Consider the following 13526-nt stretch of genomic DNA (forward strand, 5'->3'; position numbering starts at 1 on the left):
AGCCCCTCACACCACCCTTTCTGACCCGGCGTTTGCATCGTTCTCAGAGCACCAAGCCACGCGTACAATGAACCAAACCCAGAGCCATCGACACGGTGGTACCCAATGAGCGAACCCGAACCTGCGACACAGACCGACGCTGACGCAGAGACAGCAGAGGAATCGACCGAGAGACAAGTCACCAACGGCGCCCAATCCGCCGTCCGCGCCCTCGAGAACGTGGGCGTCGAGACGGTGTTCGGCGTCCAGGGTGGCGCCATCATGCCCGTCTACGACGCGCTCTACGACTCGTCGATCCAGCACGTGACGATGGCCCACGAGCAGGGCGCTGCCCACGCGGCCGACGCCTACGGCGTCGTCAAGGGCGACCCCGGCGTCTGCTTCGCGACGTCCGGGCCGGGCGCGACCAACCTCGTCACCGGCATCGCCGACGCCAACATGGACTCGGACGCGATGGTCGCGCTGACGGGACAGGTCCCCTCGGCGATGGTCGGCTCGGACGCCTTCCAGGAGACGGACACGACGGGCGTCACGATGCCCATCACGAAACATAACTACTTCGCGAGCGACTCCGATACGGTCGGCGACACCGTCGGCGAGGCGTTCGCGCTCGCCGGCACGGGCCGACCGGGACCGACGCTGGTCGACCTCCCGAAGGACACCACGCTGGGCGAGACGGACCGCGAACCCGGTCCGGCGAAACCGCCCGAGACGCACGTCCACCAGACCGACGCCGATCCCGAGGCCGTCGAGGAGGCAGCCCGCGCCATCGAACGCGCCGAGAAGCCGCTACTCCTCTTCGGCGGTGGCGTCATCAAGGCCAACGCGACGGAGACGGCCCGCGCGTTCGCCATCGACAACGGCATCCCCGTCGCCGAGACGATGCCCGCCATCGGGACGATGCCCGACGACCACGAGCTCTGTCTGGAGTGGGCCGGCATGCACGGCACCGGCTACGCCAACATGGCGATTACCCACACGGACCTCTTGATCGCTGTCGGCTGTCGGTTCGACGACCGCCTGACCGGCGGCGTCGACAGCTTCGCCCCCGAGGCGGAGGTCGTCCACGTCGACGTCGACCCCGCGGAGATATCCAAGAACGTCTACGCGGACTACCCGCTCGTCGGCGACGCGGGAACCGTCCTCGATCAGCTGACCGAGGAACTGGACCGCGCGCCCGACGCACGCGAGTGGCGCGACCAGTGCCAGACCTGGAAAGACGAGTTCCCGATGGACTACGCCGCACCGGAGGACGAGCCACTCAAACCCGAGTTCGTCGTCGAGGCGCTCGACGAGGCGACCTCCGACCGCGCCATCGTCACGACCGGCGTCGGTCAGCACCAGATGTGGGCCGCCCAGTACTGGCGGTTCGAACATCCTCGGACGTGGGTCTCCTCGCACGGCCTCGGGACGATGGGGTACGGTCTGCCCGCCGCCATCGGTGCCCGACTCGCCGCCGCCGACGACCAGGAGGTCGTCTGTATCGACGGCGACGGCTCGTTCCTGATGACGATTCAGGAGCTCTCCGTGGCCGTCCGCGAGAACCTCGACATCACGGTCGCCGTCCTGAACAACGAGTACATCGGGATGGTCCGGCAGTGGCAGGACGCCTTCTTCGAGGGGCGGCGGATGGCCGCCGGCTACGACTGGTGTCCGGAGTTCGACAAGCTGGCCGAGGCGTTCGGCGCTCGCGGCTGGGCGGTCGAGGAGTACGACGACGTCGCACCCGCGATCGAGGAAGCGCTCGCCTACGACGGCCCGTCGGTCGTCGACTTCCACATCGACCCGGCGGCGAACGTCTACCCGATGGTGCCTTCGGGCGGTGCAAACGGCAAGTTCGCCCTCTCGGAGGACCAGCTATGACGCAGGACACACAGCAGGGACTGCAGGGTCCCGCACCCGACGACCGACCGCACCCCGAGGGACGACGGAACACCCACGGGGAACGCATCGACCCCGAAGTCGAGGCCGAACAGCAGCCGCGAACCGCGGTCATCTCCGCGCTCGTCGAACACGAACCGGGCGTGCTCTCGCGCGTGTCGGGGCTGTTCAGCCGCCGACAGTTCAACATCGAGAGCCTGACGGTCGGCCCGACGACGGTCGACGGCCACGCGCGTATCACACTCGTGGTCGAGGAGACCGACGCCGGCATCGACCAGGCGAAGAAGCAGTTGAAGAAGCTCAAACCCGCCATCGCGGTGGGCGAACTGGGGACTGACGCCGTCCGCGCGGAACTCGTCTTGCTCAAAGTTCGAGGCGAGGAACCGGACAAGGTCCACGCCATCACGCAGATGTACGAGGGACAGACCCTCGACGCCGGACCCAGAACGATCACGGTCCAGATCACCGGCGACCAGCAGAAGATCGACGACGCGGTCGACGCGTTCCGGCAGTTCGGCATCATCGAGATCGCCCGAACCGGCCAGACCGCGCTCGCCCGCGGCGACACACCGACGACGCCGGGCGAGTCGCCCGCAGAGTCCGCAACAGCCACAGACGACAACCAGACACTCAACTACGATGACTGACGAATTCACCACCGAAGTATACTACGACGACGACGCAGACGCAGCGCACATCACCGACAAGACGGTCGCCGTCCTCGGCTACGGGAGTCAGGGCCACGCCCACGCCCAGAACCTCCACGAGAGCGGCGTCGACGTCGTCGTCGGCCTCCGCGAGGACTCCTCCTCGTGGGAACAGGCCGAAGACGACGGCCTCCGCGTGGCGACGCCGGACGACGCGGCCGCCGAGGCCGACGTCGTGAGCGTCCTCGTCCCCGACACGGTCCAGCCGGCCGTCTTCGAGGCCATCGAGGACGAACTGGAGGCGGGTAACACGCTCCAGTTCGCCCACGGGTTCAACATCCACTACAACCAGATCGAGCCGCCGGAGGACGTCGACGTGACGATGATCGCCCCGAAGACGCCGGGACACATCCTCCGCCGCAACTACGTCGAGAACTCGGGGACGCCCGCATTGCTCGCCGTCTACCAGGACACGACCGGCGAGGCGAAAGACGAGGCGCTCGCGTACGCGAAGGCGCTCGGCTGCACCCGCGCGGGTGTCGTCGAGACGTCGTTCCGCGAGGAGACCGAGACCGACCTGTTCGGCGAGCAGGCCGTCCTCTGCGGCGGCATCGCGGAACTCATCAAACAGGGCTACGAGACGCTCGTCGACGCCGGCTACAGCGAGGAGATGGCGTACTTCGAGTGTCTCAACGAGATGAAGCTCATCGTCGACCTGATGTACGAGGGCGGCATCGGCGCGATGTACCACTCCGTCTCGGACACGGCCGAGTACGGTGGCATGACGCGCGGCCCGCGCATCATCGACGAGCACGCTCGCGAGAACATGGAAGAGGTGCTCGAAGAGGTCCAGAACGGCACCTTCGCCCGTCAGTGGATCGTCGAGAACCAGGCGGGCCGTCCGCAGTACAACCAGCTCTACGAGGCCGAAAAGAACCACGAGATCGAGGAGGTCGGCGCACGCCTCCGTAGCCTGTTCGCGTGGGCCGAGGAAGACGAAGAGGAGACCGACGAGAAGACCGAGGTGACAGCATGAGCGAGGAGAACGACCGACAGCCGATGAAAGACGTGAGCCACACCAACCCGGAGACGGGCGAGACGTTCGGCTACGTCTACCGACGCGGCCCCGCCGTCGCCGACGGCGGTCGCTCGGACGACACGGCCGCAAAGAGCACGGAGATGAAAGACATCGACCACACCCCGCCGCACGGCGAGAGCGCGAACGAGGTGTGGACCCGCGGCGTATCGGCCGGGGAGGACGACGTAGATGAGTGAGGGAACGCTCTACGACAAGGTGTGGGACGAACACACCGTGACGGAGCTGCCGACGGGGCAGACCCAGCTGTTCGTCGGCCTCCATCTCATCCACGAGGTGACGAGTCCGCAGGCGTTCGGGATGCTCCGCGAGCGCGACATGGAGGTCGCCTACCCCGAACTCACGCACGCGACGGTCGACCACATCGTCCCGACGGCGGACCAGTCTCGTCCCTACGGCGACGACGCCGCCGAAGAGATGATGGCCGAGTTGGAGGAGAACGTCCGCGAGGCGGGCATCAACTTCTCGGATCCGACGACGGGCGACCAGGGAATCGTCCACGTCATCGGGCCAGAGCAGGGGATCACCCAGCCCGGTAAGACGATCGTCTGCGGCGACAGCCACACCTCGACGCACGGGGCGTTCGGCGCGCTGGCGTTCGGTATCGGCACCAGCCAGATCCGCGACGTCCTCGCGACTGGCTGTCTCGCCTTCGAGAAACAGCAGGTGCGAAAGATCGAGGTCACCGGCGAACTCGGTGACGGCGTCGAAGCGAAAGACGTCATCCTCGAGATCATCCGTCGCCTCGGCACCGACGGCGGCGTCGGCTACGTCTACGAGTACGCCGGCGAGGCCATCGAGAACCTCAACATGGAAGGTCGCATGAGCATCTGCAACATGTCCATCGAGGGCGGTGCTCGCGCGGGCTACGTCAACCCCGACGAGACCACCTACGAGTGGCTCGCGGAGACCGACGAGTTCGCAGACGACCCCGAGAGGTTCGAGAAGCTCAAGCCCTACTGGGAGTCGATCCGGTCGGACGAGGACGCCGAGTACGACGACGTCGTCACCATCGACGGCGACGAGTTGGAGCCGGTCGTCACCTGGGGAACCACCCCCGGACAGGGCGTCGGCATCACCCAGCCCATCCCCGCCCCCGAGGACCTGCCCGAGGACAAGCAGGACACCGCCCGGCGTGCGCAGGAACACATGCGCGTCACGCCCGGCGAGACGATGGAGGGCTACGACGTCGACGTCGCCTTCCTCGGCTCCTGTACCAACGCCCGACTCGCCGACCTGCGGCGTGCGGCCCGACTCGTCAAGGGTCGACAGGTCGACGACGACGTCCGCGCGATGGTCGTCCCCGGCAGCCAGCGCGTCCAGAAGCAGGCCGAAGAAGAAGGACTGAAGGACGTCTTCGAGGAAGCCGGCTTCACGTGGCGCAACGCCGGCTGTTCGATGTGTCTCGGCATGAACGAGGACCAACTGGAGGGCGACGAGGCCTGTGCGTCCTCGTCGAACCGGAACTTCGTCGGTCGACAGGGGTCGAAGGACGGCCGGACCGTCCTGATGAACCCGCGGATGGTCGCCGCGGCGGCCATCGAAGGTCACGTGACCGACGTGCGCGAACTGAAGGAGGTGAATCTGGCGTGAGCGACGAACAGGAGATCCCCGAAGTCGACTACGTCTCCGGTACGGGCGTCCCCATCCGCGGCAACGACATCGACACCGACCAGATCATCCCGGCGCGCTTCATGAAGGTCGTCACCTTCGACGGCCTCGGCCAGTTCGCGTTCTTCGATCAGCGGTTCGACGACGACGACGAACAGAAGGACCACCCGATGAACGAAGAGCGCTTCCAGGACGCCTCCGTGATGGTCGTCAACGGCAACTTCGGCTGTGGCTCCTCGCGAGAGCACGCCCCGCAGGCGCTGATGCGCTGGGGAATCGACGCGTTCGTCGGCGAGTCGTTCGCCGAGATCTTCGCCGGCAACTGTCTCGCACTCGGAATCCCGACGGTCACCGCAGACAGTGAGACGGTCACCGCACTGCAGGAGTGGGTCGAGGAGAACCCCGACGGCGAGATCGACGTCGACGTCGAAGCCGAGACGGTCACCTACGGCGACCGGACGGTGGACGTCACGGTCGACGACGCCCAACGGCGGGCGCTCGTCGACGGCGTCTGGGACACTACCGCGCTGATGAAGTCGAATGCACAGGCAGTCCGTGAGAAAGCCGAGTCGCTACCCTACGTGAGTCTCGATGACTGAGGAGATCGTCGTCATCCCCGGCGACGGCATCGGACAGGAGGTCGTCCCGGCGGCCCGGAAAGTGCTGGACACCGTCGGCGACTTCGAGTACGTCGAGGCCGACGCGGGCGACGCCGTGAAGGAGGAGACGGGCGAGGCGCTCCCGCAGGAGACCTACGACCTCGTCGCCAACGCGGACGCCACGCTGTTCGGCGCGGCGGGCGAGACGGCGGCGGACGTCATCCTCCCGCTCCGGGAGGCCGTCGACTCGTTCGTCAACGTCCGGCCCGCGAAGGCCTACCCCGGCGTCGACGCGGTCCGTCCGGAGACGGATCTCGTCTTCCTCCGGGAGAACACCGAGGGCGTCTACTCGGGCCACGAGAACCGCCTCTCCGAGGACCTCTCGACGCTGACGCGCGTCGTCACCACCTCGGCGTCCGAACGACTCGCGGAGTTCGCCTGCGACTACGTGGACGACAGTTCGTTCCAGATCGCCCACAAGGCGAACGTGATGCGCGAGACCGACGGCCGGTTCCGCGACGCGGTCGTCTCGGTGGCGGAGGAGAACGGCGTCGAGACCGAAGAGGTGCTGATGGACGCCTTCGCGACCAGAGTTTGTCTGGACCCGACGCAGTTCGACGTCGTCGTCTGCCCGAACCTCGCAGGCGACGTGCTCTCGGACCTCGCCGCCGGACTCGTCGGCGGGCTGGGGCTGCTCCCCTCGGCGAACCTCGGGCCGGAACGGGGGCTGTTCGAACCGGTCCACGGCACCGCGCCCGACATCGCGGGCGAGGGCGTCGCTAACCCGTCGGCGACGATCCTCTCGGCGGCGATGCTGCTCGACCACCTCGACTACGACGAGGAGGCCGAGGCCGTCCGGTCGGCGGTCGAAGGCGTCCTCGAAGAGGGGCCCCGGACGGCGGACCTCGGCGGCGACGCGTCGACCGAGGACGTCACCGAGGCCGTCGTCTCGCGACTGAACTGATCGAGCGCCGCCGAGCGGTCGGTTCTGGCGACTTCCTCGACGGACACACCACCGCCGCGGCGCCAGTCTCTCGGATCTGAGACGAGAGCACGGCGACCAGACGACTTACGTAGCCTGGTTGCGAGAGTACATGACACACATGATTCGCGACATCGGTCGATCACAGCACCGTCTCCACCGCCGCTGTCGGAACGCCCTCGCGGAGGAGAGTCGATGAGGGAACGCATCGTCACGGTCTCGACGGAGGCCGGTCTCCACGCCCGCCCCGCGGACGTCTTCGTCGAGACCGTCGAGCGATTCGACTCTGAGATACGCATCTCGCGGGCGAACTCGGACGACATCGTCGCCGCGGGGAGCATGATCGGGATCACCAGTCTCGGCGTCCGCGACGGCGAACAGGTCCGCCTCATCGCGGAGGGGGACGACGCCGAGGCCGCACTCGACGCACTCGAGGAGGTGCTGACGACGCCGGAGGCCGAACTCGGAGAGGCGTGAGCGAGCGGCCGCGGGGACTGTCCCGCAGTCCGACGGCCCCGGTCTCGAACGGACGGACGGGTTTCACCTTTTTGGCGTGAGGTTAAGGGGGCGGGAGGCGAAGGGACGACTATGCCCCAGATCCACCTCGACGAGGAGACGGTCGCACGACTCGACAGCCTCCGACAGGACGACGAGGACTACGACGAGATCGTCAACGAACTCATCAACATCTACGAGGCCAACGAGATGACGCTGTTCCACTCGGGCGACGAGATCTGACGGTCAGCTCTCGACGGTCGAGTCACTCCTGGTAGGCGATCCGGACCTGGTTCCACTTCCCGTTCGACTCCAGATGCTGCTGGAGCGCGTCAGCGTACTCCTGTGTGAGTCGCTCAGCCGCCTCCAGCCGTTCGTCGTTACCACTGCTACCGTCGCTACCGAGTCCGAACGCACGTTTTATCGACCCGAACAGCCCACCGCCGCTACCGGTGGCTCCGCCACCGCCACTGCCGCTCGACTCCTTCGGCGCACCGCCCATCGCCCCCATCTGCGAGCGGATGTTCTCGAGTTCGGGCATGATCTGCGGGAGCTTCTCGGTGTCGGCGACGATCCGTGCCTGCTCTTCGTCCTCGGCGTTCTCGATCTCGAACTCCGTCGCCGTCATGATGAGCCCCCACTCCTGTCCGGAGAACTGCGAGGCCTGTACGCGGTCGTTGAACTCCCGGTCGACCGTCATCCGGTCGCCGACGATGCTGTCGGTCCAGTTAGCCATGCACACACCTTCGGTGAGTAGGTGTATCAGGGTTTTGTTGCCCTCCGACGCGACGTCGGGGCGTCCCGATAGAAAAGAGCGGTTCGACGCAGACCGACGGTTACGCACGTCGACGGTCGAAGGTCGGACGAGGCGGTGAGCGCGTCTACTGATCGACCGCTTGCTGGTCGAACTGCTCGCTGGCCTCGGTGACCTCCTCGAGCGCCTCCTCCTCTTCGCGGAGCGTCTCCTCCAGCAGGTCGGCGGCCTCGTCGTGGCCGAGCTTGCCGGCCAGCGAGGTGAGGTTACCGTAGGCGGCGATCTCGTAGTGTTCGGTCTTCTGCCCGACTGCGCCGTTGTACCGGTCGAGAACGTCGCCGTCGTTCTCCTCGGCGAACGCCTCGTGCTCTTCGATGAGCGCCGTCACCACGCGGTCCTCGCGCGTCTGGGCCTCCTCGCCGATCTCGTCGAACACCTGCTCCAGGCGGTCGACGTGCGTCTGCGTCTCCTCGCGGTGCTCGGAGAACCCCTCGCTCATCGTCTCGTCGTTCGTCTGCTCCGCGAGCGTCCCCAGTGCGTCGACGAGCTGTTTCTCGGCGTAGTACATCTCCTGCAGTCCTTCGACCAAGAGCTGTTGTGTCGAGTCGGTAGTCATGGTTTGCGTCCACCTGTTCGTTTGCCCGGACGTCGGATGAACGGTCTGGCTGTATTATCAAGCCCATCGCCACCGACGGTGAGGGATAAAGAGTTTTGCCGAGGTCCTCCGTAGCCCGGAGTATGACCGAGTACACCGTCGAGTTCGTCGGCACGGGCGAGACCATCCAGGTGTCGGACAAACAGACGATCCTGAAAGCCTGCATCGAGGAGGGGATCGCACAGGAGTACTCCTGTCGCGTCGGGATGTGTCTGGCCTGCTCCGCGGAGATCGTCGAGGGCGAGGTCGTCCAACCCGCCGCCCGCGGGTTCACCGACGAGGAGCGCGAGCACTACGCGCTCACCTGCATGGCCCGGCCGCAGTCCGACCTGAAACTCGACCGCGGGAAGTACCCCCCGAGCATCGAGAACGACGTCGAAGCCACCGCCGACTCGGCCGCCGCCGACGACTGACGCTCCGTTCCGTCTCGTCTCCTTCCTTCTAGTCCGCCCCCGCGACGGCGCAGTTGTTCGGACCGAGTTCGAGCTCGAACGCCTCCTCCTCGTCGGTCTCGCGTCGACCGAGGTTCGTCTCGACGATGGTCTCGTAGTTCGCGGGTTGCGGGGGCATGTGAGAGACGGTGAACTCGACGAACTCCGTCTCGTCCATCGACAGCGCGGCGTGTCGGTCGCGGAGTTCCGCCAGCGTCGCGACGTACGCGCCGCGCTCGTCGGGCGTCGTCGCGTCGCCGAAGTGACCCGGAGCGACGCGCGTCGTCGGGGGAAGCGCGAACAGTCGGTCGTGAACCGTCCGGTAGAGCGTCCGCGCCATCTCCTCGGCCCCCGCCTCACCGACTTCGAGATCCGGCCGGGCGACGCCGTCGAGGAACACCGTGTCGCCGCAGAACAGCAGGTCGCCGAGCCGGAGCGACGTCGTCTCCGTCGTGTGGCCGGGCGTCGCCAACGCGGTCAGCCCGACGTCGCCGACGGCGACGACCTCGCCGTCGCCGAGAAGGCGAGCGTCGAAGGCGAGTCCCCGGTCTCGGGAACCCGCCGGCAGCACGACGGCACATCCCGTCTCGCGGGCGACGTCGCGGACGCCGGAGACGTGGTCGGCGTGGACGTGCGTGTCGACGGCGGCGACGAGTTCGGCGTTTCGCTCTCGGGCGTCCGCGACGTATCGGTCGGCGAAGGTTCGGAGCGGGTCGACGACGACCGCCTCGCCGTCGCTGACGACGAGGTAGGCGAGACAGCCGCTGGAGGGACGCTGGTACTGGAGCACCGTCGCCTCGGCGTGCGGCAGTTCGACGGGTTCGTAGACGCGCGCCCACCCCTCCATCCCGTCTTCGAGGTTCATCGCCTCGACGTCCGCGTCGAGCAGCGTCTCGGCGACGAAGGCGCTCGCCTTCCCCTCGCCGCAGACGACGAGAATCGGCTTGTCGAGGTCGGCGACGAGGTCGGCGGCGGTCCCCTTCACTTTCGCGGCCATGAACTTCGCGTGGGGGATCTGCGTCGCCTCGACGTTGTCGCCGTCGACGTGCCACGCCTCGAACTCCTCGCGGTCGCGGACGTCGAGCACGGTGAGGGGGTCGCCCTCGCGGAGCCGTCGACGGAGGGCCGCCGGCGACAGCGACGGGACCTGACTGTCGGAGTCGGGAGCGTCGGTCATGGAACGTCTACGCGTTCGGCGAGTAAAAACCCGAGTCGCGGTCGGTCGTGGCCGGTCGTGGTCGGTCGCGGTCAGTCGCAGTCGGTCGCGACGTTCCGCAGGCGACCCCGCGCTCCGACGCTCCCGCGGGAACGTTGAAACCCGTCGCGACCGTCTCTCCCGTATGGACGCAGACAGTTTCCGCGACTCGCTGGAGCAGTCGAAGGCGACGCAGCTCTCCCGACTCGGGTCGAACAACCTCCTCGTCGCGCTGACCGACGCCGAACTGGAGACGCCGGTGGTGCTCCGAGTCGCCGCCGACAGCGAGAACGCCGCGCGCAACACGTTCCACGAGTGGGCCGACAACGAGTGCGACGACGACGCTCGCGAGGCGTTCGAGCGCGTCGCCGCACAGGAGGACGACCACTACGGCCGCGTCGTCGCCGAACTCGACGACCCCGAGTTCGACCCCGCCGACGGCGGCGCGATGCACACCTACCTCCGCGGCCGCGACGACACGGTCGAACGACTCGCCGCCGGTCTCGTCGGCCGCGGACTGGTCAGCGTCCGCTCGCACACCCAGATTGTCAGCTTCTTCGTCAACGAGGCCGACGAGACGCGTGCCGACCTGTTTCGGGACCTCAAACGAGAGACACAGGAAGAGATCGACCTCGGACTAGAACTGTTGGACGACCTGTGCGAGACAGACGACGACTGGGAACGCGCACAGATGGTCGCCGAGTACGTGATCCAACTCGCCTACGACGACTACGCCGACTCGCTGCGCGGGATGGGGCTGGACCCGAAGCCGGTCTGCTAATCCACCTTTCTTCACGGGGTTCTCGGCTGGCTACGGCAGCCTCTGACCCCGCCAAAAGATCTGGACCGCAAAAGCCGCATCTCGCTGGCCGACGCTGGTTCGGTGCGGTGGGAGAGTCAGGAGAGCTCCAGCAACCCCACGACGCCGTCCGTACCAACTGCTTTCCCGGCTCCGGTACTACTGGTGGATATGACACAGAGAGGACGCGTCGAGACGGTCTTCGTCGCACCGGAGGGGTCGGCCCCGATGGAGGAGTTGGACTCGGTGGAGGCTGTCGAAGGTGGACTCGCGGGCGACCGCTACCAGACCGGCGAGGGCTACTACTCGCCGTTCGACGTCTGCGAGGTGACGTTCGTCACGGCTGAGGCGATCGAGGAGATCCGCGAGGCGTTCGACATCGACCTGACCGACGGGCGGCACCGCCGCAACGTCGTCACTCGCGGCGTCGACCTCTACGACCTGTTGGAGACGACGTTTCGGGTCGGCGACGCGACGTTCAGAGGGACGCGTCCGCGACCCCCCTGTGCGCACGTCGAGGAGGTCGCCGACGAGGAAGGGGTGATGCGGGCGCTGAAAGACCGACGTGGCGGTATCTGCGCCGACGTCGTGACCGGAGGAACGGTTCGCGTCGGCGACGAGATCGAAGTCGTCGAGGAAGCGCCGCGGGACGTCGGGCAGTCCATCGCCGAGCGGTTGCGTGGGGAGTGAGGCGAAGTGGTTACGTGTCGGCCCGTGGAGTAGTCGACGATGCCCTCCCGCGACGTCACCCCGTTCCGCGTGTTCGACCTGTGGTTCGTAGTGACGATGGTTCTCGCCCCGGTGGGAATCTCCGTGTTCTCCGTACTCCTCGACAGCAGTAGCGCGGTTCTCGCAAACGCGGTGCTGTCGCTTCCGGTGACGTACGCACTGCTCGCCGTCGAACCCGGTCTCAAGTCCAGTACGGTCTTTCGTCTCGGCGTGTTCGTCTTCTGTGGTTTCCTCCTCGGACGAGCAGTAGGCTGGTACGTCGGCTTCCCGTGGGAACACGTCGGCGTCTCGGTCGCCTCGTGGGTCGTCGCCGTCGCCGTCGGTCTCTGGTGGTTCGATCACAGAGGCGTACGATGGGTCGCACGCGAGAGAGAACAGAGAGAGCAGACAGCGTGAGGGGCTCCCGATTACGGGAAGATGCTCTCCGGCAGGTACGCCGTCACGGTCCAGTTGGGCGCGTCGACGACCTCGCTGATCTTCAGGTCGACCGCCGCCGAACAGAGGATGTACGCCTCGCCGCGGGTCAGGTCGCGTTCGGCTTCGAGGTGGTCGATCATGTGGCGGACGGCCTTCTTCGTCGCCTCCATCAGGTCGTCGGCGATGCCGGTCGTCGCGTACATCGGTTCGTCCTGCCCCGTCGGTGTGAACGGCCCCGTCGTCTCCAACTGGGGTTGCTCGATCTCCATGTCCTTCCGCACGTCGAAGCGGGCGGTGACGAACATCGGTGCTTCGACCCCGGTGACGCAGACCTCGCCGTCGCCCTGCGCGGCGTGGCAGTCGGCCGTCGAGAACAGCGCGCCCTCGGTCTCGACGGGGAGGTAGACCGTCGACCCCTTCGTCATGTGTTTGACGTCCATGTTACCGCCGGTGTCTCTCGGCGGGAGCGTGTCGTGTTCGCCGTCTTCGCCGGGTGCGACGCCGATGATGCCGGGAAACATGTCCAGCGGCACCTCGGATCCCGTCGACGAAGTGGCCGACGCCGTCGTCGAGGTCCCAGATGTGGAGGCCGGCCTCCTCGAAGTCCTCCGGGAGGAGACCGAGACCCATGTCTCCGGGCATATATCCCGTAAAGCCCCAGCCCTTGTGCTCGAAGTCGAGCAGTTCGACGGCGAGGACGTCGCCCGGTTCGGCACCCTCGACGGCGACGGGGCCGGTCAACGGGTGGACCGGGTCGAAACTCGCGTTCGCGAGGTCCTCGGCCGTCGAGTCGGGGCCGACCTGTCCGTCGAGCGCGTCGCGACACTCGAAGCGGACGACTTCGCCGGGTTCGACCGTCACGAGCGGGTCGAGGCTGTTGTCCCAGACGTGGTGGACGTTCTCGTCGTCGTCGCTGAGTTCGTAGTCGACGGTGAAACTCTCGGGCATGTGATACCACGTGACGTGCTCTGATGGCAAAAGTGTCGAGGTGCCGGAAGTCTGCGTGCGCCGTCGGGCGGTCTTCCCTCGGGTCGTCACCACTCGAACAGCTGAACGAGCGAAAAACAGCGACGCGAACTCTTCGACGCTCCAGTCCGACGACGTTACGCTCCGTCGAACAGTGCAGCACTCCGTGCTGCTGGCTCGACGAGTCGTTTCACTCCTCGTCGAACGACACAGAGCAAAGCTCTGTGAGCACGACGAAGCTTACGCCTCGTCGAACAGGGCGAATCAGA

General features: G+C 66.8%; 16 protein-coding genes and 1 pseudogene. 13 read left to right on the plus strand and 4 right to left on the minus strand.

Translation table 11 applies throughout. The annotated features are described in order from the left end of the window. Nucleotides 1–105 precede the first annotated feature (105 nt). The 9 genes from ilvB (at nucleotide 106) to EOHIBHHM_RS17000 (ending at nucleotide 7554) form a co-directional block, all read left to right on the plus strand. A complete protein-coding gene (gene ilvB / locus EOHIBHHM_RS16960) occupies nucleotides 106–1863 on the plus strand; it encodes a biosynthetic-type acetolactate synthase large subunit (protein ID WP_497252674.1) in 1758 nt (585 codons plus the stop codon). After that, a complete protein-coding gene (ilvN, locus tag EOHIBHHM_RS16965; RefSeq protein ID WP_497252676.1) occupies nucleotides 1860–2528 on the plus strand; it encodes an acetolactate synthase small subunit in 669 nt (222 codons plus the stop codon). Before ilvB ends, ilvN begins: the two co-directional genes overlap by 4 nt. Continuing rightward, nucleotides 2521–3564, plus strand: coding sequence for a ketol-acid reductoisomerase (gene ilvC, locus EOHIBHHM_RS16970; protein ID WP_497252678.1), 1044 nt, complete (start codon nucleotides 2521–2523; stop codon nucleotides 3562–3564). The genes ilvN and ilvC overlap by 8 nt, the downstream gene beginning before the upstream one ends. Further along, nucleotides 3561–3803 carry a DUF7989 family protein gene (locus tag EOHIBHHM_RS16975; protein WP_497252680.1) on the plus strand — a complete coding sequence of 81 codons (243 nt, stop codon included), beginning with the start codon at nucleotides 3561–3563 and terminating at the stop codon, nucleotides 3801–3803. The genes ilvC and EOHIBHHM_RS16975 overlap by 4 nt, the downstream gene beginning before the upstream one ends. Then, on the plus strand, nucleotides 3796–5217 hold the full coding sequence (leuC, locus tag EOHIBHHM_RS16980) for a 3-isopropylmalate dehydratase large subunit (RefSeq protein WP_497252682.1): 1422 nt from the start codon (nucleotides 3796–3798) through the stop codon (nucleotides 5215–5217). Before EOHIBHHM_RS16975 ends, leuC begins: the two co-directional genes overlap by 8 nt. Continuing rightward, nucleotides 5214–5834 carry a 3-isopropylmalate dehydratase small subunit gene (leuD, locus tag EOHIBHHM_RS16985; protein ID WP_497252684.1) on the plus strand — a complete coding sequence of 207 codons (621 nt, stop codon included), beginning with the start codon at nucleotides 5214–5216 and terminating at the stop codon, nucleotides 5832–5834. Before leuC ends, leuD begins: the two co-directional genes overlap by 4 nt. Continuing rightward, nucleotides 5827–6798 (plus strand): 3-isopropylmalate dehydrogenase, encoded by a 972-nt coding sequence (leuB, locus tag EOHIBHHM_RS16990; RefSeq protein ID WP_497252686.1) that lies wholly within the window; start codon nucleotides 5827–5829, stop codon nucleotides 6796–6798. The genes leuD and leuB overlap by 8 nt, the downstream gene beginning before the upstream one ends. A 213-nt stretch (nucleotides 6799–7011) precedes the next feature. Further along, entirely contained in the window at nucleotides 7012–7293 is a 282-nt protein-coding gene (locus tag EOHIBHHM_RS16995) for an HPr family phosphocarrier protein (protein WP_497252688.1), read from the plus strand. Nucleotides 7294–7404: 111 nt separating this feature from the next. Next, entirely contained in the window at nucleotides 7405–7554 is a 150-nt protein-coding gene (locus tag EOHIBHHM_RS17000) for a DUF7557 family protein (RefSeq protein WP_170864792.1), read from the plus strand. Between the two features lie 22 nt (nucleotides 7555–7576). Here EOHIBHHM_RS17000 and EOHIBHHM_RS17005 read toward each other — a convergent pair whose 3' ends face one another. Together EOHIBHHM_RS17005 and EOHIBHHM_RS17010 are read right to left on the minus strand one after the other, a co-directional pair. After that, a complete protein-coding gene (locus EOHIBHHM_RS17005; protein WP_497252690.1) occupies nucleotides 7577–8047 on the minus strand; it encodes a DUF5799 family protein in 471 nt (156 codons plus the stop codon). 145 nt (nucleotides 8048–8192) lie between these two features. Then, nucleotides 8193–8681 carry a YciE/YciF ferroxidase family protein gene (locus EOHIBHHM_RS17010; RefSeq protein WP_497252692.1) on the minus strand — a complete coding sequence of 163 codons (489 nt, stop codon included), beginning with the start codon at nucleotides 8679–8681 and terminating at the stop codon, nucleotides 8193–8195. A 122-nt stretch (nucleotides 8682–8803) separates the two neighbouring features. Between EOHIBHHM_RS17010 and EOHIBHHM_RS17015 the strand changes: the two genes are divergently transcribed. Then, on the plus strand, nucleotides 8804–9133 hold the full coding sequence (locus tag EOHIBHHM_RS17015) for a 2Fe-2S iron-sulfur cluster-binding protein (protein ID WP_089824491.1): 330 nt from the start codon (nucleotides 8804–8806) through the stop codon (nucleotides 9131–9133). Nucleotides 9134–9161: 28 nt separating this feature from the next. On the opposite strand, the gene EOHIBHHM_RS17020 is transcribed toward EOHIBHHM_RS17015, so the two are convergent. Then, complete coding sequence (locus EOHIBHHM_RS17020; protein WP_497257032.1) at nucleotides 9162–10289, minus strand: MBL fold metallo-hydrolase; 1128 nt, start codon at nucleotides 10287–10289, stop codon at nucleotides 9162–9164. 202 nt (nucleotides 10290–10491) lie between these two features. Between EOHIBHHM_RS17020 and EOHIBHHM_RS17025 the strand changes: the two genes are divergently transcribed. From EOHIBHHM_RS17025 to EOHIBHHM_RS17035, 3 genes are all read left to right on the plus strand, one after another. Continuing rightward, nucleotides 10492–11127 carry a ferritin family protein gene (locus EOHIBHHM_RS17025; RefSeq protein WP_497252695.1) on the plus strand — a complete coding sequence of 212 codons (636 nt, stop codon included), beginning with the start codon at nucleotides 10492–10494 and terminating at the stop codon, nucleotides 11125–11127. Between the two features lie 189 nt (nucleotides 11128–11316). Continuing rightward, nucleotides 11317–11835 (plus strand): MOSC domain-containing protein, encoded by a 519-nt coding sequence (locus tag EOHIBHHM_RS17030; protein WP_497252697.1) that lies wholly within the window; start codon nucleotides 11317–11319, stop codon nucleotides 11833–11835. A 39-nt stretch (nucleotides 11836–11874) separates the two neighbouring features. Continuing rightward, nucleotides 11875–12270 carry a hypothetical protein gene (locus EOHIBHHM_RS17035; RefSeq protein ID WP_497252699.1) on the plus strand — a complete coding sequence of 132 codons (396 nt, stop codon included), beginning with the start codon at nucleotides 11875–11877 and terminating at the stop codon, nucleotides 12268–12270. Nucleotides 12271–12281: 11 nt separating this feature from the next. Here EOHIBHHM_RS17035 and EOHIBHHM_RS17040 read toward each other — a convergent pair. Beyond that, nucleotides 12282–13239: pseudogene (locus EOHIBHHM_RS17040) on the minus strand (acetamidase/formamidase family protein). Nucleotides 13240–13526 lie beyond the last annotated feature (287 nt).

The organism is Halogranum roseipondis (assembly GCF_059695585.1).

What these genes read in the sequence shown, in the direction of transcription:
- ilvB (WP_497252674.1), top strand. Translation starts at nt 106, where the DNA reads ATGAGCGAACCCGAACCTGCGACACAGACCGACGCTGACGCAGAGACA.
- ilvN (WP_497252676.1), top strand. Translation starts at nt 1,860, where the DNA reads ATGACGCAGGACACACAGCAGGGACTGCAGGGTCCCGCACCCGACGAC.
- ilvC (WP_497252678.1), top strand. Translation starts at nt 2,521, where the DNA reads ATGACTGACGAATTCACCACCGAAGTATACTACGACGACGACGCAGAC.
- EOHIBHHM_RS16975 (WP_497252680.1), top strand. Translation starts at nt 3,561, where the DNA reads ATGAGCGAGGAGAACGACCGACAGCCGATGAAAGACGTGAGCCACACC.
- leuC (WP_497252682.1), top strand. Translation starts at nt 3,796, where the DNA reads ATGAGTGAGGGAACGCTCTACGACAAGGTGTGGGACGAACACACCGTG.
- leuB (WP_497252686.1), top strand. Translation starts at nt 5,827, where the DNA reads ATGACTGAGGAGATCGTCGTCATCCCCGGCGACGGCATCGGACAGGAG.
- EOHIBHHM_RS16995 (WP_497252688.1), top strand. Translation starts at nt 7,012, where the DNA reads ATGAGGGAACGCATCGTCACGGTCTCGACGGAGGCCGGTCTCCACGCC.
- EOHIBHHM_RS17000 (WP_170864792.1), top strand. Translation starts at nt 7,405, where the DNA reads ATGCCCCAGATCCACCTCGACGAGGAGACGGTCGCACGACTCGACAGC.
- EOHIBHHM_RS17005 (WP_497252690.1), bottom strand. Translation starts at nt 8,047, where the DNA reads ATGGCTAACTGGACCGACAGCATCGTCGGCGACCGGATGACGGTCGAC.
- EOHIBHHM_RS17010 (WP_497252692.1), bottom strand. Translation starts at nt 8,681, where the DNA reads ATGACTACCGACTCGACACAACAGCTCTTGGTCGAAGGACTGCAGGAG.
- EOHIBHHM_RS17015 (WP_089824491.1), top strand. Translation starts at nt 8,804, where the DNA reads ATGACCGAGTACACCGTCGAGTTCGTCGGCACGGGCGAGACCATCCAG.
- EOHIBHHM_RS17025 (WP_497252695.1), top strand. Translation starts at nt 10,492, where the DNA reads ATGGACGCAGACAGTTTCCGCGACTCGCTGGAGCAGTCGAAGGCGACG.
- EOHIBHHM_RS17030 (WP_497252697.1), top strand. Translation starts at nt 11,317, where the DNA reads ATGACACAGAGAGGACGCGTCGAGACGGTCTTCGTCGCACCGGAGGGG.
- EOHIBHHM_RS17035 (WP_497252699.1), top strand. Translation starts at nt 11,875, where the DNA reads ATGCCCTCCCGCGACGTCACCCCGTTCCGCGTGTTCGACCTGTGGTTC.